The 19,859-nt window shown below is 66.3% G+C and carries 16 protein-coding genes; 8 read left to right on the top strand and 8 right to left on the bottom strand.

Annotated elements, in window-relative coordinates; all coding sequences use genetic code 11:
* Window positions 1-3: 3 nt before the first annotated feature.
* The 3 genes from GOSPT_RS00095 to GOSPT_RS00085 form a co-directional block, all read right to left on the bottom strand.
* Entirely contained in the window at window positions 4-1,620 is a 1,617-nt protein-coding gene (locus tag GOSPT_RS00095; RefSeq protein ID WP_005201736.1) for an APC family permease, read from the bottom strand.
* Between the two features lie 18 nt (window positions 1,621-1,638).
* Entirely contained in the window at window positions 1,639-2,517 is an 879-nt protein-coding gene (locus GOSPT_RS00090) for a universal stress protein (protein ID WP_005201735.1), read from the bottom strand.
* Between the two features lie 182 nt (window positions 2,518-2,699).
* Window positions 2,700-4,571 (bottom strand): NAD(P)/FAD-dependent oxidoreductase, encoded by a 1,872-nt coding sequence (locus GOSPT_RS00085; protein ID WP_005201734.1) that lies wholly within the window; start codon window positions 4,569-4,571, stop codon window positions 2,700-2,702.
* A 149-nt stretch (window positions 4,572-4,720) separates the two neighbouring features.
* On the opposite strand from GOSPT_RS00085, the gene GOSPT_RS00080 reads away from it, so the two are divergent.
* The 3 genes from GOSPT_RS00080 to nucS all read left to right on the top strand — a co-directional run bounded on the left by GOSPT_RS00080 (window position 4,721) and on the right by nucS (window position 8,213).
* On the top strand, window positions 4,721-5,965 hold the full coding sequence (locus GOSPT_RS00080) for a helix-turn-helix domain-containing protein (protein WP_039854082.1): 1,245 nt from the start codon (window positions 4,721-4,723) through the stop codon (window positions 5,963-5,965).
* A gap of 39 nt (window positions 5,966-6,004) precedes the next feature.
* Window positions 6,005-7,441 (top strand): glutaminase A, encoded by a 1,437-nt coding sequence (gene glsA, locus GOSPT_RS00075; RefSeq protein ID WP_039854079.1) that lies wholly within the window; start codon window positions 6,005-6,007, stop codon window positions 7,439-7,441.
* 73 nt (window positions 7,442-7,514) lie between these two features.
* Complete coding sequence (nucS, locus tag GOSPT_RS00070; RefSeq protein WP_005201730.1) at window positions 7,515-8,213, top strand: endonuclease NucS; 699 nt, start codon at window positions 7,515-7,517, stop codon at window positions 8,211-8,213.
* 12 nt (window positions 8,214-8,225) lie between these two features.
* Here the strand turns inward: nucS and GOSPT_RS00065 are convergent, their stop codons facing one another.
* Both GOSPT_RS00065 and mce read right to left on the bottom strand, forming a co-directional pair.
* Window positions 8,226-9,266: a coiled-coil domain-containing protein gene (locus tag GOSPT_RS00065; protein WP_005201729.1), complete on the bottom strand. Its 1,041-nt coding sequence runs from the start codon at window positions 9,264-9,266 to the stop codon at window positions 8,226-8,228.
* Between the two features lie 100 nt (window positions 9,267-9,366).
* Window positions 9,367-9,909 carry a methylmalonyl-CoA epimerase gene (gene mce, locus GOSPT_RS00060; RefSeq protein WP_005201727.1) on the bottom strand — a complete coding sequence of 181 codons (543 nt, stop codon included), beginning with the start codon at window positions 9,907-9,909 and terminating at the stop codon, window positions 9,367-9,369.
* Window positions 9,910-9,988: 79 nt separating this feature from the next.
* On the opposite strand from mce, the gene GOSPT_RS00055 reads away from it, so the two are divergent.
* From GOSPT_RS00055 to trxA, 5 genes are all read left to right on the top strand, one after another.
* The gene (locus tag GOSPT_RS00055) at window positions 9,989-11,194 is read left to right on the top strand and encodes an acetyl-CoA C-acetyltransferase (protein ID WP_005201725.1); all 1,206 of its coding nucleotides are present in this window, start codon (window positions 9,989-9,991) and stop codon (window positions 11,192-11,194) included.
* A 72-nt stretch (window positions 11,195-11,266) separates the two neighbouring features.
* On the top strand, window positions 11,267-11,635 hold the full coding sequence (locus tag GOSPT_RS00050; RefSeq protein WP_039854076.1) for a DUF3817 domain-containing protein: 369 nt from the start codon (window positions 11,267-11,269) through the stop codon (window positions 11,633-11,635).
* Between the two features lie 59 nt (window positions 11,636-11,694).
* On the top strand, window positions 11,695-12,000 hold the full coding sequence (locus GOSPT_RS00045; protein ID WP_005201720.1) for a thiamine-binding protein: 306 nt from the start codon (window positions 11,695-11,697) through the stop codon (window positions 11,998-12,000).
* Window positions 12,001-12,031: 31 nt separating this feature from the next.
* The gene (locus GOSPT_RS00040; RefSeq protein ID WP_085941905.1) at window positions 12,032-13,255 is read left to right on the top strand and encodes an MFS transporter; all 1,224 of its coding nucleotides are present in this window, start codon (window positions 12,032-12,034) and stop codon (window positions 13,253-13,255) included.
* Between the two features lie 86 nt (window positions 13,256-13,341).
* Window positions 13,342-14,247 (top strand): thioredoxin, encoded by a 906-nt coding sequence (gene trxA / locus GOSPT_RS00035; protein ID WP_005201716.1) that lies wholly within the window; start codon window positions 13,342-13,344, stop codon window positions 14,245-14,247.
* A 26-nt stretch (window positions 14,248-14,273) separates the two neighbouring features.
* Here the strand turns inward: trxA and glgB are convergent, their stop codons facing one another.
* The 3 genes from glgB to GOSPT_RS24175 all read right to left on the bottom strand — a co-directional run.
* Window positions 14,274-16,478: a 1,4-alpha-glucan branching protein GlgB gene (gene glgB / locus GOSPT_RS00030; protein ID WP_005201714.1), complete on the bottom strand. Its 2,205-nt coding sequence runs from the start codon at window positions 16,476-16,478 to the stop codon at window positions 14,274-14,276.
* A 7-nt stretch (window positions 16,479-16,485) separates the two neighbouring features.
* Entirely contained in the window at window positions 16,486-18,486 is a 2,001-nt protein-coding gene (locus tag GOSPT_RS00025) for a maltotransferase domain-containing protein (protein WP_005201712.1), read from the bottom strand.
* Window positions 18,487-18,623: 137 nt separating this feature from the next.
* Window positions 18,624-19,859, bottom strand: a 1,236-nt coding sequence (locus GOSPT_RS24175; protein ID WP_005201709.1) for an ATP-dependent DNA helicase, incomplete at its 5' end; no start/stop codon positions are given.

Here is a 19,859-nt window from a genome sequence, read left to right as displayed (position 1 = left end):
CACCTAGCCGCTGTCTGCGTCCGACGAGACGGGCAGCGAGCGGGGAAGCGTTTCGCCCCGGAAGAACGCCGGCTGTCGCATGCGTAGGTAGAGCATCACGAAGAGTCCGAGCACCAGCAATCCGAAACCGATGTAGAAGACAAGTCCGACGCCGAATATCGAAGCGCCACTACCGTTGTCGGGATTCATGCTCTCGCCGACCGAGATGACGAACACCACGATCAGTGCGGCACCGCCCAACAGCGGGAACAAGAACTTGAAGAAGAAGTTGTGCACGGATGAGAAGAGCTCGCGACGGATGTACCAGACGCACGCGAACGCCGTGATGCCGTAGTACCAGCAGATCATGATGCCCAGCGCTGCGATGGTGTCGATCAAAGTGCGCTCGGACAGGAGTGTCACCGCCGTGTAGAAGACCGCTGTGACGATGCCGGCGACGAGCGCCGCGAACGACGGTGACAGGAAGCGCGGGCTGATCTCGGCGACCTTCTTCGGAAAAGCTCCGTAGCTGCCCATGGCGAGCATGGTGCGCGCGACAGGCAGGAAGGTTGTCTGCAGGCTGGCGATCGACGAGACCAGGATTGCGGCGAACAGCAGGACGCCGCCCCATCGTCCCAGGATCGGATCGGCCAGTGCGCCAAAGACATTCTCGGCGTTGTTCTCGTTGCCCAACCCGACCCCGTCGGTGCCGACGCCCGCATACATCATCACCGCGACCGCCACGAGCAGATAGGTGAGGAGGATCGACATCACGCACAGCAGCCCGGCACGCCCCGGGGTGCGTTTGGGATCTTTGGATTCCTCGCCGAGCGTGAGGCAGGTGTCCCAACCCCAGAAGGCGAAGATCGATCCGGTGAGCCCGACCGCGAAGGCGGAGATGGTCAGCCCGGTAAACGGATTGAACCAGTCGATGTCGAAATGTAGTCCCGCGGGCGCGGATCCGTCGGCGACTTTGACGAACGCGATGATGGCGAACGCGAACAACACGATGAGCTGAAAACCGACCAGTACGTACTGAAGTCGTTCGCTCGTGGTGATCCCGCGCATCGATACCCACGTGGCTATCGCGAGGAGCACCAGCGTCGTCACGATGTTCACGAGCTTGTTGGTGCCGAGATCGGCGATCGACGGCTTGTCGAAGATCTGGGCGATGATCAGGTAGAAGAACTGCACGCCGATCGCCGCGAGATTCGACAACACGATGATGGTCGCCACGACCATTCCCCAGCCGCACATCCAGCCCACGTACGGTCCGAATGCCTTGGTGGACCAGGTGAACGACGCTCCGCAGTCGGGGGTGTCCTTGTTGAGTTCCCGGTAGGCGTATGCGGTGAGGAACATCGGGATGAAACCGGCGATGAAGATCGCGGGCATCTTGAGGCCGACCGCCGCGACGATCAGTCCGATGCTCGCGGTGAGCGTGTAGCCGGGGGCCACCGTCGAAATCCCGAGGACGGCGCCCGAGAACACCCCTACCTTCCCCGACGCGAGTCCCTTGCTGTTCGTTTCGATGGTGACAGGGTTCGACGCGCCTGGGTCAGACGTGTTCGGGTCGGACGTGCTCGGGGTGGACGGCGCAGGGTCGGGCGATTCGGTTGGCGACGATGGGGACGAACTCATCTCTGCAGATCTCCGGTGTCAGGCGCCGCGGGGGACGACGATCATGGGAACGGCGAGCACCCGCAGCATCTTGGCCGCGGTGGACCCGAGGAACAGGTGGAATGGCTGCGCGAGTCGGCTCGAACCGACATAGATGAGGTCGCCCGGTTCCCAATCCAGCGACGCCGCAGCATCTTCGACGGTCTTGCCGGTCGCGATGGCGGTGGTGACCGGATGCCCGTCCGGCAGGTCGGCACGCGCTGCGGCGACAGTGCGTTCGAGGTGCTCGTTCACCACGCGGCGGGCCTCGGAATCCTTCGTCGGATCGCTCGAGAGGCCGTCGTCGACGGGCAGCAGCGACAACAATCGGAGCGGGACGTCGGCGGCCGTGCACGCCCGCGTCGCCGCCTGCAACAGCGCTTCGACGCCCGGTCGTCGACCCACCGCGCACGTGATGCGCGTAACCGGCGAGACGATTTCGCGTAGGCCCCGGGGAGTCACCGCAACCGGGGTGCCCGAGGTGTGCACGAGATCGGTCACAACGGAACCGAGCGTGTGACGCCCGAGGATTCCGCCTCCGGACCCGCCGACGACGATCATCGACGAGTTCAGCCGTGTCGCCTCGATCGACAGGCCCTCCGCGGCGTTCTCATACTCGGCGACATAGCCTTCGCCGTCGACACCGTCGGGCAATGTGCGCAGCGCTTCGTCGAGCCAGGTCGCGGCCTGTCTGTCCAGGATCTCCTGGAAGTCGCCCGGCGCCACGGCCTGTTCGGCCGGTGTGGACGGCGGCACCACCAGACAGATCTTCAGGTCGGCGTCGAAGGATTGGGCCAACTGTGCGCCCAAGGCCAGTGCATCCTCGCCGCCGGGGGTTGCGAGGTAGGCGACCAGCAGGTTGGGCCTGGGGTTGGTCATGGTGATGCGCTCCGTTCGGTCGGCTCGGGAGGGTGGCGCCAGCAGGGTACGAGCGGTTCGAGATTCACGGCAGTGGACTCACTGTGCGCTGGGCCACTTCCGGGCGCACTGGCCAGAATGTCCTGCGCCCAAGAGGTACGCAGGACATTCTGGCCAGTCAAACGGAGGGACTCGACGACTCGTCAGCTCAGGTGGTGGACCTCCTGCAGGTCGTAGACGGGGGTGTCGATGCCCTCGAAACGCGCCTTGAGTTGCAGCGCGAGGTACAGCGAGTAGTGGCGGGACTGGTGCAGGTTGCCGCCGTGGAACCACAGGCCCGGCTGTTGGGTCGGCTTCCACATGTTGCGTTGCTCGCCCTCCCATGGCCCGGGGTCCTTGGTGGTGTCGGAGCCGAGTCCCCACACCTTGCCCACCCGATCGGCGACATCCTGACCGATCAGGTCGGCCGCCCATCCGTTCATCGAGCCGTACCCGGTTGCGTAGACCACGACGTCTGCCGGAAGCTCTGTGCCGTCGGCGAGCACCACGGAGTTCTCGGTGAGGTGATCGACCTGTCCGTGAGCGAGCTTGATGGTGCCGTCGGCGACCAGCTCGCACGCACCGACGTCAATGTAGTAGCCCGAGCCGCGACGCAGGTACTTCATGAACAGTCCCGAGTCGTCGTCGCCGAAGTCGAGGTCGAATCCCGCAGCTTCAAGCCGAGCGTAGAAGTCCTTGTCGCGCTCACGGATCTGGTCGTAGAGCGGGATCTGGAACTCGTGCATGATCCGGTAGGGCAGCGAGGCGAACGTGAGGTCGGCCTTCTTCGTCGTCATGCCCGACGCCACTGCCTGCTCGCTGTAGAGCGCACCGAGGCCGATCTCCATGAGTGAGTCCGACTTCACGATGTGTGTCGACGATCGCTGGATCATCGTGGTGTCGATCCCGTTCTCCACCAACGCTTTACAGATGTCGTGTGCCGAGTTGTTGGCACCGACCACGACGACGCGTTTGCCCGCGAAGCCGTCGGGTCCCGGGTGCTGACTCGAGTGGTGCTGCTCGCCGGCGAACACGTCCTGGCCGGAGAAGGACGGGACGTTGGGCTTGCCCGACATTCCGGTCGCGAGGACGAGCTGGGTCGGGGTGAGTGTGAGGTGCTCCCCGTCGCGATCGACCTCGACGGTCCAGTGTCCGGCCTGCTCGTCGTAGCTCGCCGACGTGCAGGTGGTCTTCGACCAATAGGGAACCTCCATGACGCGCGTATAGAACTCGAGCCAGTCGCCGATTTTGTCCTTGGGCGCGAAGACGGGCCAGTTCTCGGGGAAGGGGAGGTAGGGCAGGTGGTCGTACCAGACCGGATCGTGCAGACACAGCGTCTTGTACCGTCCGCGCCACTGGTCGCCCGGTCGGTCGTGACTGTCGACGACGATCGACGGAACGCCGAGTTGCCGCAGCCGCGCACCGAGCGCGATGCCACCCTGGCCGCCGCCGACGACGAGCACATAGGGCTGGCTCGATCGACCGAGCTCCGCCTCCTCGGCCTCGCGGCGTTCGGCCCACGACCGTGCGTCGGGCTCGGACCCGTGTACCGCGCCCAGCACTCTGCTCGCGCCGCGGCGCTCCTCGTACCCCGTCAGTTCCTGGAGGGTGGTGAGCAGTGTCCAGGCCTCGTCGCGGTCGTCGTCACCGTCGGCCGTCCGTCGGAGCCGCAGCAAGCCTTCGCCGCGACCCGTTGCGGTCTCGAACTCGAGAAACGCGGTCACCACGCCGTCGTCCTCGGTCGGGGTCTCGGTGGCGGTGAACGACTCCGGGTCGGTGTCGTCGAGGCGCGCTGTGAGCATGTCCGCGAGCTGCTCGCGCCCCTCGACGGTTTTGAGATTCCACGTGAAGGCCACGAGGTCACGCCAGTAGCAGTCGGTCGCGAACATCGAGGTCGCCGCGGCGATGTCGCGTGATCGAAGTGCCGATTCGAAGTCGGCGAGCCAGCGGTCGACGCGTTCGGCCGGTGTCCGATGGGTCGTCTCGTCTCGTCCGGTGGTCGGCGTGGACGTATGGGGTTCAAGCGTCTGAGTCATTGCTTCTCCTCATCTCTGCCGGTCCGTTGGGCCCGGCGGGTGTGATGCACAGCACACTCGGGAGTGGGTGGGGTGGGCAAGGGTTGCAGCGGGTTGCATCCGCGGAGTTCTTTGCGGTCCGACTGTGATCGGGAGCACAATCTCTGGTGATGACCGCTACATCACCAGCCAGAGCGGGCGAGCCCGCAGTCGGCGCGGGCGACGACCCGCGGCACTATGCCGCCGTCCTCGCCGCCGTGTACGACGCCGCGATGTCGGGCAATCGCCCGCCGGCGCGTCCGCGCGACGTGATCGGCGAGTCCTGGCGACGAGTCCTGCACGCGGGTGTCGACCCGGAGCGCGGCAGCGCGGAGAATCTCATCGGTGCCGCAGACCTCGAGGCGCGTCGTGCACAGTCGCCGCTGACACTCGTTCTCGACGATCTGACCGGCGGACTCGACGCCGTGATCGCCGACGGCGACAACATTCTCGTGATCGCCGACGCCGCGGGACACGTCCTCTGGCGCGGAGGTCAGACCCGCGTGTTGCACCGGGCAGATCGTCTCGGATTCGTCGAGGGCGCGGATTGGGGAGAGCGGTCCGTCGGCACCAACGCCATTGGAACCGCGTTGATGTCCGGAGGCCCCGTGCAGGTTTTCTCCGCCGAGCACTTCGTTCGAACACACCACACCTGGACGTGCACGGGTGCGCCGATCCGCGACCCGAGAACGGATGCGGTGCTCGGCGTCGTCGACGTCAGTGGCCCTGCCGCAACCATTCACCCGACGACGCTGGCGCTCGTGAGTGCAGTTGCGAAACTCGCCGAATCTCAACTGCGCGAACATCATCGACGCAGGCTCGACGAGCTGAGGGCGATCGCGGCTCCGATCCTCGCGCGTTCGTCCGGGCCTGCGCTCGCCGTCGACGCCGACGGTTGGGTGGCGGCGGTCGACTCGGTTGCACCGTGCTCGCGACTGGCACTACCGCGAAGCCCGCAACCCGGGCGCGCGTGGTTGCACGCGCTGGGCGCGTGCGAGTTCGAACCGTTGCCCGGTGGATGGCTCGTGCGCGTCGCCGACGACCGCGACCCGACGACGACACTCGTCGAACTCGATCTCGCAGGCGATCACCCGCCGACAGTGCGGGTATCGGGCGCGACGGGCTCGTGGACCCACCGTCCGTCGCCGCGGCACGCGGAGATTCTGGCGTTGCTCGCCGCCCACCCCGACGGGTTGAGTGCAGCCGCGATGTCGGAGCAACTCTTCGGCACCGACGACCGCACCGTGACCGTGCGTGCCGAGATGTCGCGTCTGCGAAGGAGTCTCGGCGGCGTGCTCAGCGCGAATCCGTACCGGTTCGCCCCAGGCGTCGACATCACGTCTGTCGACGACTCGGCGCGGTCACTCGACCGGTGAATCCTCGACCCGTGAACCTCCGCGGGTTACGGTCGGTGCGTGACGATTTCGCATGTGGATGGCTACCTTCGCAAGATCATGTCCGACTGCGTGGACGATCGGACGGGGGAGGTGGCCGACTACATCCCCGAACTCGCGGCGGTTGATCCCGACGGCTACGGGCTCTCGGTCGCCATGCACGACGGCTATCTCTACTCGCTCGGTGACTCGGGGACCGCGTTCACCATCCAGTCGGTGTCCAAGCCGCTGACCTACGCGATGGCGCTGAGCCGATTGGGCCCGACGGAGGTCGACGCGAAGATCGGTGTCGAGCCGTCGGGTGAGGCGTTCAACCAGATCAGCGTCGACTCGCGCCGGCGTCCCAAGAACGCGATGATCAACGCGGGTGCGATCGTCGCATCGTCGTTGCTCCTTCCGCCGGTTCGCGACGTCGATCCCGATGTCGTGGAGAAGACCTTCGAGGAGATCCTCGCCTTCTACTCGGCATGCGCGGGACGACAGTTGACCCTGAACGAGAGCGTCTTCGAGTCGGAGGCGGCGACTGGGTCGCGTAACCGCGCGATCGCCTACATGCTCGACAGCTTCGGCGGACTCGACACCCACCCCGACGCCGCGATCGCGCTCTATTTTCGTCAGTGCGCGATCGATGTCACCACCAGCGACCTCGCCGTCATGGGTACGACGATCGCCTGCGGTGGGGCCAACCCGCGCACGGGACGGCGAGTGTTCAGCCAGGAGGTCGCACAGCGGTTGCTGAGCGTGATGACCACGTGCGGCATGTACGACGCCGCGGGCGACTGGGTGACGGCAGTCGGAATGCCTGCGAAAAGTGGTGTGGGAGGCGGCATCCTGGCGGTGCTGCCCGGCCAGCTGGGCATCGGTGTCTACTCGCCTCGACTTGATGAGCACGGCAACAGCGTGCGCGGCGTCGACACGTGCGAGCACCTGTCGACCGACCTCGGGCTCCACATGTTCAACGTGACCCGCGAGAACCGGGTCGCGATCAGAGCGACCTACGACATCGCCGACTTCTCCGTCGGCGACGACTGGACGGAGGAGGAGCGCAGCTTCCTGCGCACCTGCCGCGACCGTGTCCGAGTGTACGAGTTGCAGGGCGACCTGACGTTCGGCAGCGCGGAGAGCGCACTGCGGCGCGTCGAGGAGGACATCGAGCGTGTCGACGTCGTGATCATCGAGATCTCGCGTGTCGGGGTGATCGATCCGGTTGCCCGCACGATGATGCTCGCCGTCAAGAACTCGGCCGACGACAACGGTAAACGCATCATTCTCGTCGACCCCGACGGCGAGGTGCGCGCGAGTGTCGAGCGACACCGGTCGGACTCCTTCGTCCACAACCTCGCCGTACCGGCCCAGTTGCAGGGACTCGATCCCACGCTCCCGCACGTGCACTCGTCCATGGCCGACGCCGTCGACGACGCCGAACAGTTCCTGCTGAAGCACTACCGCAACGCCTGACGCGGCGCCGTGGTGGCTCGCCGGGGGTCGGGGGTCGTGTTGGTCAACGCGCGCGGCCGATAAGCTGCCCGGTGTGCGTCTGGTGATCGCGGAATGCCAAGTGGACTACGTCGGCCGACTGACGGCTCATCTGCCCATGGCCAAACGGTTGCTGCTCATCAAGTCCGACGGCTCGGTGAGCGTGCATGCCGACGATCGCGCCTACAAACCGCTGAACTGGATGAGTCCGCCCTGCTGGTTGACCGAGGCGCAGGTTCCCGACGAGGTCGCAGCGCTGCATGAGTCGGTCGAGGCGTACTGGGTGGTGACCAACAAGGCCGGCGAGGAGCTGCGCATCACGCTCGCGTCGATAGAGCACGACTCGTCGCATGAACTGGGCATCGATCCCGGCCTGGTCAAGGACGGCGTCGAGGCGCACCTGCAGGAGTTGCTCGCCGAGCACGTCGAGACGCTCGGACCCGGTCACACGCTGATCAGGCGCGAGTACATGACGGCAATCGGGCCCGTCGACATTCTGTGCAGGGATGCGCAGGGTGCGACCGTCGCCGTCGAGATCAAACGTCGCGGCGAGATCGACGGCGTCGAACAACTGACCCGTTACCTCGAACTCCTCAACCGCGATCCGTTGCTCGCACCCGTCAGTGGCGTCTTCGCGGCCCAGCAGATCAAACCACAGGCGCGCACGCTGGCGACCGACCGCGGAATCCGTTGCGTCGTCCTGGATTACGACGCTCTGCGGGGAGCGGAGAGTACCGAGTTCCGGTTGTTCTGAGGCGCCGCGGCGTCAGTCGCCCGTGCTGAAGCGGGCGCGCTCGGACAGTATCCGGTTGAGCAGTTCGGAGTCGTCGGCATCCGACAACGACGTGTAGTCGATGTCTTCGGCAGGACGCAGCGTGTCGGGGAACGTGTCGAACTCGCGCTGGATCTCGTTGAGCTTCTTGCGGATCTCCTCGAACTCCTCAAGGACCTGCGTGCGCGCGTCGTCGGCCTTCGCCGAGAGATTGCGGGCGCCCGCCAGTCGCTCGATGGCGATGTCGCGGGCGGTGTCGCGAATCTGCTTGGCCTCGGCCAATGCTTGTCGACGCTCCTCGGCGAGGGTCATGTCGTGGTGGCGGCGTTCCTCGGTGCGCGTCTGCTTGCTCTGTCGCGCCAGTTCGTCGGCGTCCGCATGAGCCTTGGCGACCAGTTGGGAGGCCTGGGTACGTGCCGCGTTCATCGTCGCCGTGTGCTCGGCTTCCATCGCCGCTGCGCGTTCGCTGCACAACCGGTCCGACTCCGCGGCGTCGGCCTTTGCCTTGGCGTGGATCGACTCCGCGTCGGTGCGTAGGTCAGATGCGTGCTGTTCCGCCTCGGCGACGATGCCGGACGCCTTGTTCTCGGCGTCAGCCACGATCGATTCAGCCCTGGCCTGTGCCTCGGACAGGATTCGGTCGGCATCTTCACGTGAGTTCTTGCCGAGTTCCGCTGCTTCCTGACGCGCCACCGACACCGTCTCGGCGGCCTCGGCGCCTGCTTCTGCGCGCATCTCCGACGCCTCGTCGGACGCGAGCTGCAGCATGCGACTCAATCGTTCGCTCATGCCCTGGGCCGTCGTGGGTGGCACAGACAGGGTGTCGACCTCGCGGCGGAGTTCCTCGATCGTCGCGCGGGCCTCGTGCAGATGCGCGGCGAGTTCTTGCGCGTTGGCGGTCGCGGCGTCGCGGTCGGCGGCGAGGACTCGCAGGTCGGCGTCGATGCGTCGGAAACGCTCGGCGACCTGCTCGCGATCGTATCCGCGCATGACGACGGCGAACGGGAGTTGCTGCCTCGGAGCCTGGCTCGACATGGTTCGACAGTCTAGTCGGCCGTGCTGTGGCGGTGCTGTGTCTGGTACGAGCGCGTGTGCGCCTCGGCAAATATTTGCCGTGGACGCGGAAGTGCGCGGGTCAGTGCGTCGAAGCGCTGTGGTCGGCCGCGGGTTCGACGAGCTCGAGCAGCACGCCGCCAGCATCCTTCGGATGAACGAAGTTGATTCGCGAGTCGGCCGTGCCGCGTCGCGCCTCCGGATACAGAACGCGGACCCCTGCGGACGTCAGGCGGGACACCACCTCGTCGACGTCGGTGACCCGTACGGCGAGCTGCTGCAAGCCTGGTCCATTGCGATCGAGGAACTTGGCGATCGTCGACGACTCGGACGCCGGTGCGAGCAGTTGGATGACCGCGCCTGTGCCCGAGTCCGCGGGTCCGATCATCGCCTCCTCGACGCCCTGCTCCTCGTTCTTCTCCTGGTGCAGGGTGACGAAGCCCAGATGGTCGGCGTACCACTGCTTCGCGGCGTCGAGATCGGGCACCGCGATACCGACGTGGTCGATGGCCACCACAAGGTCGGAGATGAGTGCCGTCGCGCCGGCGGAGCCGACCGCGGCTGCGGTTTCGGAATCAGATGCAACTGCCGATTCGACGGGGGGCACGGATGATGAGGGCGTCATGCGATAAAGGTAACGTTTAAGGCGTCATACGAACAGAGCGACCGCTCGGTTGGTCGCTGCCCAGTACTTGGAGGTCCTCATGTCCCCGGCAACAGATCAGGCGACGTCGGTGATCGTCGCCGGCGCGCGCACGCCGTTCGGTCGGCTCCTCGGCTCGCTGAAGGGTTTCAGCGGTGTCGATCTCGGTGCGATCGCCATCAAGGCTGCGCTCGAACGCGGAGGCGTCCCGGCGTCGGCTGTCGACTACGTGATCATGGGCCAGGTGCTCACCGCAGGCGCGGGACAGATGCCCGCACGCCAGACATCGGTGAAAGCCGGAATCGGGTGGGACGTTCCCGCGCTGACCATCAACAAGATGTGCTTGTCCGGCATCGACTCGATCGCGCTGGCCGACCAGCTCATCCGTGCCGGTGAGTTCGAGTGCGTCGTGGCCGGTGGCCAGGAGTCCATGACCCAGGCGCCGCACCTGCTGCCGGGAAGCCGCAGCGGATTCAAGTACGGCAACACCGAGCTCGTGGACCACACCGCATTCGACGGCCTCTACGACGCCTTCACCGATCAGCCGATGGGTGCGCTGACCGAGCAGGGCAACGACACCGATGGCTTCACCCGCGCCGAGCAGGACGAGTTCGCCGCGCGTAGCCACCAGCTCGCCGCGACCGCGTGGAAGAACGGACTCTTCGCCGACGAGGTCGTTCCCGTGAGCATCCCGCAGCGCAAGGGCGACCCGATCGAATTCTCCGAGGACGAGGGTATTCGCGCCGACACCACTGCTGATACTCTCGCGGGACTGCGCCCGGCATTCCGCAAGGACGGCACCATCACCGCGGGCAACTCGTCACAGATCTCCGACGGCGGCGCCGCCGTCGTCGTGATGAGCAAGGCGAAGGCCGCAGAACTCGGCCTGACCCCGCTCGCCGAGATCGGTCCGCACGGAGTGGTTGCGGGCCCCGACTCCTCGCTGCAGCTCCAGCCGGCCAACGCCATCGAAAAGGCTTGTGCGCGAGCGGGAATCACGCCAGCCGATCTCGACCTCGTTGAGATCAACGAGGCGTTCGCCGCGGTCGGACTGGCCTCGACCAAGGCGCTCGGCATCAACCCCGACATCGTCAACGTCAACGGTGGGGCCATCGCGATCGGCCATCCCATCGGGACGTCCGGAGCACGCATCACGCTGCACCTCGCGCTGGAACTGCAGCGTCGGGGCGGGGGCGTCGGTGTTGCTGCGCTCTGCGGCGCGGGCGGTCAGGGTGACGCGCTCATCATTCGCGTGCCCAAGGCCTGAGGAAACTTCACCACGTTCGTGATCACGGATGCCTACTACGCCCTGTCGTAGTAGGCATCCGTGTCAGGCACAATGGGTTATATGAGGCAATTCTTCGACCTGTCCACCCCGGCCAAGCGTTTCCGGTTCGTCGCCGTACTCGAGGCAATCACCTGGGCCGCGCTGTTGGTGGCGATGTTCTTCAAGTGGGTGCTCGGGTACACCGAGGCCGTCGCGGTTCCCGGCATGGTGCACGGCATCGTCTTCGTCGTCTTCGTTCTGATCTCGATCGTCACCGCGGTGTCGTTGCGGTGGAGCCTCTCGGTTACCGCGCTCGCGCTGATCTCCAGCATCCCGCCGTTCGGCACGCTGGTGTTCGAGTGGTGGGCACGCCGCAACGGGCACCTGGCCGAGCTGTCGGGGCAGGTCGACGCCGAGTCGACGCCCCAGTACGCGGCATGACGTCCCGGTAAGCGACCCTGGTCGCTTCCGATTCCGCATCACTTGCAGAGGAGCCGACCATGATCGCCGCATTCAGTCTCACGCCGTCGGGTGGCGACGCCGTCGGTGACGACGGAGGCATGAGCGAAGCCGTCGCGGCGGCCGTGCGGGTGGTGCGCGAATCAGGTCTTCCACACCAGACCACCGCGATGTTCACCTACATCGAGGGTGACTGGGATGCGGTGATGGACGTGATCAAACGCGCCACCGACGCGGTCGGCGAACTCGCCCCGCGTGTGGGCCTCGTCATCAAGGCCGACGTCCGCCCCGGCCACACCGACGAACTGACCGGCAAGGTCGACCGGGTGATGCGACATCTGTCCTGACTCGGCCCGCGCGCCTGCTCGACGATCCACGCTGACGAGTGCGCGCGGTGCGGTCTCGGCGATCTTCTTCCTGAACGGCTTTCTCGCAGCGCTGTGGGTGGCCCACATTCCCGTCATCACCGCCCACACCGGCACCTCGCACGAGCAGCTCGGCGGGCTGCTGCTGTTGCTCGGCGGCTCGGCGTTCGTCGGCATGCAGGTCAGCGGGCATGCTCTCGACAGATTCGGTTCGCGCACCACGACTTTGGTCGCGGCTACGCTGCTGTGTCCGGTCATGATCGGGCCCGCGGTGGCGTCGAATACCGGTCAGCTCGCCGTCGCGCTCGTGCTCTTCGGGTTCGTCAACGGAAGCCTCGACGTCTCGATGAACGCCCAGGCCGTCGCGGTTGAACGGGCGTATCGCCGACCGATCATGTCGTCGTTTCACGGATTCTTCTCGCTCGGCGGCCTTGCCGGGTCGCTCGTCGTCGCCGCGACGTTGTGGGCGCAGGTCGGCGTCGTCGCGACTGTCGGGGTGTCGGCGCTACTCGGGTTGGTGCTGGTCGCGGTGTGTGCCCGCTCGCTCGTCGCGCCTGACGGTGGGGGATTGGTCGAAGCGGCCTCGGCCTCGGCGTCGGCGGCAGGTGGGTCGACAGACGACGATGCGTCGACGACAGGCGCGCGTTGGTGGCATGGACTGGACCTGCGTCGACTGGCAATCCTCGCGGCCGTGGCGTTCGCACTCATGCTGGCCGAGGGAACGGCATATGACTGGAGTGCGCTGCAGATCGTCGAAGATTTCGGTACGCGTGACGCGGTCGGCGCTGTGGCGTTCGGGGCGTTCAGTGCCGCGATGACGATCGCCCGCTTCGGCATCGACCCGATCGCTGGGCGGCTCGGCCCCGTCTGGGTGGTGCGGGTGGGTTCGGCGCTCGGCATCTGTGGAATCACCTTGGCGATTCTCGCTCCCGAACCGGTCATCGCGATCGTCGGCTGGACCATCTTCAGCGTCGGTCTCGCCGGGCTGATCCCGCAGATCTTCACGGCTGCAGGCAATCTCACGACGTCGTCGAGCGGACGTGCCATCTCTACCGTCGTCGGCTGCGGCTACATCGGGATGCTGTCGGGACCCGCGATCGTCGGGTTCATCGCGGGTCACTCGGGGGTGTCGGTCGGCCTGACACCCGCAATCGGCGCGCTGGTCTTCGCGTTGGTGGCAGCGCCGGTCGTACGACCGGTGAGTGGTCGGGCCGTCCGTGGCACACTAGAGGGGTGACACGACCGACCCCCAGGCCTCAGGGAAATGCAGCACGCACCCAGGCCGCCGCCGCAGCACGTCAGCAAGCCGCCGCGACAGTTGCCATGTCAGGTGCAGTCGACCTCTCCGCACTGAAGGAGAAGGCCGAGGCGCAACGAGCGCAGGCGCGTCAACCCGCCGCGGCAGCCCAGCGGCCCAGCGCTGGAGCGGCGCCGACCGGCGGCAACGTGATCGACGTGACGGACGCGACCTTCGAGACCGAGGTCCTCGCCCGCTCGACGAGACAGCTTGTCCTGGTCGACCTCTGGGCGGAGTGGTGCGGTCCGTGTAAGCAGTTGTCGCCGGTGTTGGAGAAGCTCGCCAACGCCTCTGGCGGCGCCTGGGTCCTCGCCAAGATCGATGTCGACGCGAACCCGCAGATCGCGCAGGCCTTCGGTGTGCAGTCGATTCCGACGGTTGTCGCACTCGCCGCCGGTCAGCCCGTCGCCGCTTTCAATGGCGCGCGTCCGGAGGCCGAGATCGTCGACTGGATCGATCAGATCCTCGCCCAGGTCGGCGGTGCGCTCGCTGGGGCTCCTGCCCCCGAGGCAGAGCAGGAGATCGCCGACGATCCGCGCATGGTCGCCGCCGAGGACAAGATGAACGCGGGCGACTTCGACGGTGCGCTCGCCGACTACCGCGCCATCGCCGAGGCCGAGCCCGACAACGTCGAGGCCGCATCGTTGGTGCGCAACCTCGACTTCATGCTCCGTGCCCAGGCTCATGACCCAGCGATCGTCGAGAATGCCGCCGCGACAGACGTCGACGCCCAACTCGCGGCCGCGGACGTCCTGCTGCTCGGTCAGGATCCGGAGGGAGCGTTTGCGCGCATCATCGACGTTGTGAAGGTGACCTCCGGCGACGACCGGACCCGTGCACGGACCCGACTGCTCGAGCTGTTCGAGCTGTTCGACCCGGCCGAGCCGTTCGTGGTGGCCGCTCGTCGAAAGCTGGCTGCCGCGCTGTTCTGAGCCGGTTGTGGCGCACAGACCCGGCACTAGGCCGGTGCGAGCCAGATCGCCGAGTTGGCAGGAATCGTGACCGACGCCGAGACCGGCCTCCCGTGCCAGCCCTCGCCGTCGGCCTGCACCGCACCCAGATTGCCCTTACCCGCGCCGCTGTACGCGGCGGCGTCGGTGTTGAGGATCTCGGTCCAGGTACCGGCGCGGGGAAGTCCCACTCGGTAGTCGCTGCGGTCTGCACCGGAGAAATTGAACAGGCACGCCACCACCGAGCCGTCGGAACCCCATCGCAGGAAGCTGATGACGTTGTTCGCGGTGTCGTTCGCGTCGATCCACTCGTAGCCCTGGGGCTCGGTGTCTTGCGTGAACAGGGCGGGACGCTCGCGGTAGACGCGATTGAGATCGGTGGTCAGCGCCGAGATCCCCTGGTGCAGTTCGCCTTCCCAGCCTTGTAGCTGATACCAGTCCAAGCTGCGGTTGTCGGCCCACTCGGCGGTCTGACCGAACTCCTGGCCCATGAACAGCAGTTGCTTTCCGGGGTGCGACCACTGGTACGCGAGGAACACCCGCACGCCTGCGGCTTTCGTCCAGGAGTCGCCGGGCATCCGGCTCCACAGCGTGCCCTTGCCGTGCACCACCTCGTCGTGTGAGAGCGGGAGCACGAAGTTCTCACTCCACGCGTACATCAGCGAGAACGTGATCTCGTGGTGATGGAAGCTGCGGTGGATCTGGTCGCGCCCCAGATAGCCCAGCGTGTCGTGCATCCAGCCCATGTTCCATTTGAGGCTGAAACCCAGTCCGCCGAGGTCGGTCATGCGTGTCACGCCGGGCCAGGCCGTCGACTCCTCGGCGACGGTCACCGCACCGGGGAAGAGCTTGTGGACCGTCGCGTTGGTCTCCTGCAGGAACTGCACGGCTTCGAGATTCTCTCTGCCGCCGTAGATGTTCGGCCGCCAGCCGCCCGCCGGCCGCGAGTAATCGAGGTAGAGCATCGATGCCACCGCGTCGACGCGCAGTCCGTCGACGTGGAATTCGTCGATCCAATAGAGTGCGTTGGCGACAAGGAAGTTGCGCACTTCGCGTCGACCGAAGTCGAAAACGTATGTGCCCCAGTCGAGCTGCTCGCCCCGCATCGGGTCGGCGTTCTCGTAGAGTGGTGTGCCGTCGAAGCGGGCCAGCGCCCATTCGTCCTTGGGGAAGTGTGCGGGGACCCAGTCGATGAGCACCGAGATTCCCAACGAATGCAGATGGTCGACGAGGTACCGGAAGTCGTCGGGTTTGCCGAAGCGGGCTGTCGGCGCGTAGTACGACGTGACCTGATATCCCCACGAGCCACCGAACGGGTGTTCCGCGACGGGCAGGAACTCGACGTGGGTGAAGCCCTTCTCGATCACGTAGGAGCCGAGTTGCTCAGCGAGTTCGCGATAGTCGAGCCCCTTGCGCCATGAACCCAGATGCACCTCGTACACGCTCATCGGTTCACGTGTCGGCTCGCTCTCGATCCGACGGTCGATCCAGTCGTCGTCGGACCAGACGAAGTCCGAATGCGTGACCACCGACGCGGTGGCGGGCGGAACCTCCGTGCGCCTGGCCATCGGGTCGGCCTTGTCGTGGAGGGTGCCGTCGGCGCCGTGGATGCGAAACTTGTACAGCGTGCCCTCGCCGACGTCGGGGATGAACAACTCCCACACGCCCGATGGCCCCATTGACCGCATGGGCGTCGACCGTCCGCTCCAGCCGTCGAAATCACCGATCACGACGACGCCGTGCGCGTTGGGTGCCCACACCGAGAACGTCGTGCCGGGCACGTCGCCGTCTGGCGTGGTGTAGACGACGGTGTGCGCGCCGAGAACCTTCCAGAGCTCCTCGTGCCTGCCCTCGGAGAACAGATGCAGATCGAGCTCACCGATGCTCGGGAGGAACCGATAACCGTCGGCAACGACGAATTCTGTTGTGCCGCCGTGCCCGTCGGGGTAGACGACTCGATAGCGGTAGTCGATGAGGTCGGTGATCGGCACGGTGACGACGAACAGGTCATCGGTCTGATGGTGCATCGGATAGTCGACGCCGCCGATCACCGCCGATACCGAGATCGCATTGGGACGCAGTGTCCGCAGGATCGTGTTACCCCCGGGGGCGTCGTGGGCGCCGAGGAACGAGTGCGGGTCGGGATGCGTCGTCGCCATCAGACGTCGGAGGTCGTGGTCGGAAGCGAAGGGATCGGGCTGCGTGCTGGTCACGGTGTGCTCACTGGATTCGGTAGGAGAGTCGGCGGGCGGCGTCGGGACTCAGGGGTGGAAGGGCGACGATGTGTGCGACGGCGCGCCACGGTTCGAGTCGTACGTAATTCGCCTGGCCCCAACCGAATTCCTCACCGGAGACCTCATCTGTGCCGACGAAGCGCTCCTGCCAGTCGAATCCGAGTGCGGGCATGTCGAGCCACAGCGTCGACTCCTCGGCACCGAACGGATTGATGTTGACCACCACGACGACACGATCACCTGACACCGGGTCGAGCTTGGAGTAGGCGATCAGTGCCGGGTTGTCGAGGTGGTGAAAGGTGATGTCGCGCAACTGCTGCAGGGCCGGATGGCGTCGGCGGATCGCATTGAGTGAGGTGATCCATGGTTCGAGTGACTCGCCACGGCTCGCGGCTCCCTTGTAGTCGCGTGGGCGGAGTTCGTACTTCTCGGAGTTGAGGTACTCCTCGCTGCCCTCGCGCACGGGCAGGTGCTCGTACAGCTCATAGCCGCTGTAGACACCCCAGGTCGGCGACAAGGTGGCGGCCAGTGCCGCGCGTAGCGCGAACATGCCCGGTCCGCCGTGCTGCAGGCTCTCGTGCAAGATGTCGGGGGTATTGACGAAGAGGTTGGGGCGCGACTCGTCGGCGTGCGCGGCGATCTCGCGGCCGAACTCCTCGAGTTCCCACTTCGCGGTCTTCCAGGTGAAGTAGGTGTAGGACTGTGTGAAACCAAGGCGTGCAAGGCCATAGAGTAGTGCAGGTCTGGTGAATGCCTCGGCGAGGAACAGCACGTCGGGGTCGCGCTTTTTGACCTCGGTGATCAGCCACTCCCAGAAGTTCGGTGGCTTGGTGTGCGGGTTGTCGACGCGAAAGATCTTGACGCCCAACTTGTTCCACGCGAGCACCACTTCGAGTACCGCGCGGTAGATGCCGTTGCGATCGTTGTCGAAGTTCAGTGGGTAGATGTCCTGGTACTTCTTCGGCGGATTCTCGGCATAGGCGATCGTGCCGTCCGGCAGGGTGGTGAACCAGTCGGGATGCTCGGTCGCCCACGGATGGTCGGGGGCGGTCTGCAGGGCCAGATCGAGCGCGACCTCCATGCCGAGTTCGCTTGCGCGAGAGAGGAAATACTCGAAATCCTCCTGCGAGCCGAGCTGTGGGTGGATCGCGTCGTGACCACCCTGCGCCGACCCGATCGCCCACGGCGACCCGACGTCGTTCGGTGCCGCGACCAACGTGTTGTTGGGCCCCTTGCGATTGACCTCGCCGATCGGGTGGATCGGTGGCAGGTAGACCACATCGAATCCCATGTCGGCGATGCGCGAGAGATCTTGAGCTGCGGTCAGGAACGTGCCGTGCACGGGGTTGCCGTCGTTGTCCCAGCCGCCCGTCGATCGCGGGAACATCTCGTACCACGATCCGTAGAGCGCGCGGCGTCGGTCGGTCCAGATCCGCAGATTACGACTCTTGGTCACGAGTTCACGCACGGGATGTGCGTCGAGAAGGTCGACGACCTCGTCGGACAACGCGATTCCCACGCGATTCTCGACGCGTCTGCGCCTCGAGCGAAGTGAGTCGACGGCGTCGAGCAACAACTGGCGGTCGGTACCGTCGACCTGTTGCGCCGCTTCGCCGAGAATCCGCGCACCGGTCTCGAGGTCGTTGGCGAGATCCTCCGCGCCCTGACCGGCGTCGATCTTCTTGGTGACCGCCGACCGCCACGTCGCGTACGGATCACTCCACGCCTCGATGCGGAAGGTCCAGTAGCCGACGGCGTCGGGAACGATGGCCGCGTTGAAGGCATCGGGTTCCGTCGCGGGCGACATGCGGACGTCGAACGAGGTGCGGTAGGGCGTTTCGACGTGCAGGGTGACCCCGAGCGCGTCGTGTCCCTCTCGCCACGCGGTCGCGCTGATCGGGATCAATTCTCCGACAACGCATTTGGCAGGGTATTGCCCTGCGGAGACCAATGGTTGGATGTCGTCGATGCCCATCCGGCCGATCACTTCGGCCCCCTCTCGTCAGCGGCCACGCGCAGGGCCGGGAGTCCTCATCGATCCCACAGTGTTGCGTTCACTCTAGTGGCGTTGAGTTCAACACTAGTGACGTCGCCGGGTCGTGATGCCGAATCCGGGCGTCAGACTCACCGTAGCGGTACGGCGGCCAGTCTGCCGAGTGCCGCGCGGACCACGTCGGGGTCGGTAGTGCGCCAGAACGGCGGCATGGATGCGAGAAGATAACCGCCGTATCCGGCCGTCGCCAGACGCGAATCGAGGACGGCGACCACGCCGCGATCGTCGACCGACCGCAGGAGTCGCCCGGCGCCCTGCGCCAGCAGCAATGCAGCGTGATTGGCTGCGACCGACAGGAATCCGTTTCCTCCCCGCGAGGTGACTGCGCGCTGGCGGGCACCGAGTAGGGGATCGTCGGGGCGCGGGAACGGAATGCGGTCGATGATCACCAGCGACAACGACGGGCCGGGGACGTCGACGCCCTGCCACAGCGACAGTGTGCCGAACAGGCAGGTCCTCGGGTCGTCGGCGAAGCGTGCGACGAGCGCCGCGGTGGTGTCGTCGCCCTGGCACAGGATGGGGAGGTCGCTGCGCGCGCGAAGCGCCTCGCTGGCCTCGCGGGCGGCGCGCATCGACGAGAACAGCCCGAGCGTGCGACCACCCGCGGCCTCGGTGAGCGCGGCGAGCTCGTCGAGTGTTGCGGGGGCGATGGAGTCTCGTCCAGGTCGGGGGAGATGACGTGCGACGTAGAGGATCGCCGAGCGAGGGTAGTCGAACGGTGAGCCGGCGTCGAGGCCCGTCCACCGCATCGGCGAACCGTCGGAGGGCGCAGCGCTGCCCGTTGCGGTGACATCGCGTGCGGGTGTGTCGTTGCGGGCGTCGCCGAGCGCGATGTCGTCGGCGGCTGGGGTGTCGGTGCCGCGGCCCGCTGCCGGCAGCCCCCACGTGGCGGCGAGAGCGTCGAAGGAGCCGCCGATGGTCAGTGTCGCGGAAGTCAGGATGACGGTCGACTCGGTGAACAGCGTCGCGCGCAGCAGTCCGCCGACCGACAGCGGTGCGATGTGCAGCACGGTGCGCGTCGACGATTCCGATCGGCCGGTGCGTTCTTCTGCCACCCAGACGACGTCGCGTCGCTTCGCCGGGTCGGGTTCGTCGAAGGCGCCGAGCACGCGGACTGCGGTGTCGTGGAGTTCTTCCAAGGAGGTCAGCGCAGCCGACCGTGCCGCGCCCTGACCGTCGTCGGCGCCGCCCGGTCCGCGCGCGGGACCGATGGCCGAACGCGCCAGCCACAACCGATCTCGTAGCGTCGCCAGAACCAGCGCGGCATCCGCGGGCATGGCGGTCCACTCGCGCTTGGGAGCGTCGTC

The organism is Gordonia sputi NBRC 100414 (assembly GCF_000248055.1).
GTDB classification, from domain to species: domain Bacteria; phylum Actinomycetota; class Actinomycetes; order Mycobacteriales; family Mycobacteriaceae; genus Gordonia; species Gordonia sputi.
Note: the sequence above shows the minus strand (reverse complement) of the source record. Positions and strands in the feature narration are given on the sequence as shown.

Coding starts and splice junctions, on each gene's coding strand:
- GOSPT_RS00090 (WP_005201735.1), bottom strand. CDS start 2,517: ATGACCAACCCCAGGCCCAACCTGCTGGTCGCCTACCTCGCAACCCCC.
- GOSPT_RS00055 (WP_005201725.1), top strand. CDS start 9,989: ATGTCCCCGGCAACAGATCAGGCGACGTCGGTGATCGTCGCCGGCGCG.
- GOSPT_RS00045 (WP_005201720.1), top strand. CDS start 11,695: ATGATCGCCGCATTCAGTCTCACGCCGTCGGGTGGCGACGCCGTCGGT.
- GOSPT_RS00050 (WP_039854076.1), top strand. CDS start 11,267: ATGGGTTATATGAGGCAATTCTTCGACCTGTCCACCCCGGCCAAGCGT.
- mce (WP_005201727.1), bottom strand. CDS start 9,909: ATGACGCCCTCATCATCCGTGCCCCCCGTCGAATCGGCAGTTGCATCT.
- GOSPT_RS00085 (WP_005201734.1), bottom strand. CDS start 4,571: ATGACTCAGACGCTTGAACCCCATACGTCCACGCCGACCACCGGACGA.
- GOSPT_RS00065 (WP_005201729.1), bottom strand. CDS start 9,266: ATGTCGAGCCAGGCTCCGAGGCAGCAACTCCCGTTCGCCGTCGTCATG.
- GOSPT_RS00095 (WP_005201736.1), bottom strand. CDS start 1,620: ATGAGTTCGTCCCCATCGTCGCCAACCGAATCGCCCGACCCTGCGCCG.
- trxA (WP_005201716.1), top strand. CDS start 13,342: ATGTCAGGTGCAGTCGACCTCTCCGCACTGAAGGAGAAGGCCGAGGCG.
- GOSPT_RS00080 (WP_039854082.1), top strand. CDS start 4,721: ATGACCGCTACATCACCAGCCAGAGCGGGCGAGCCCGCAGTCGGCGCG.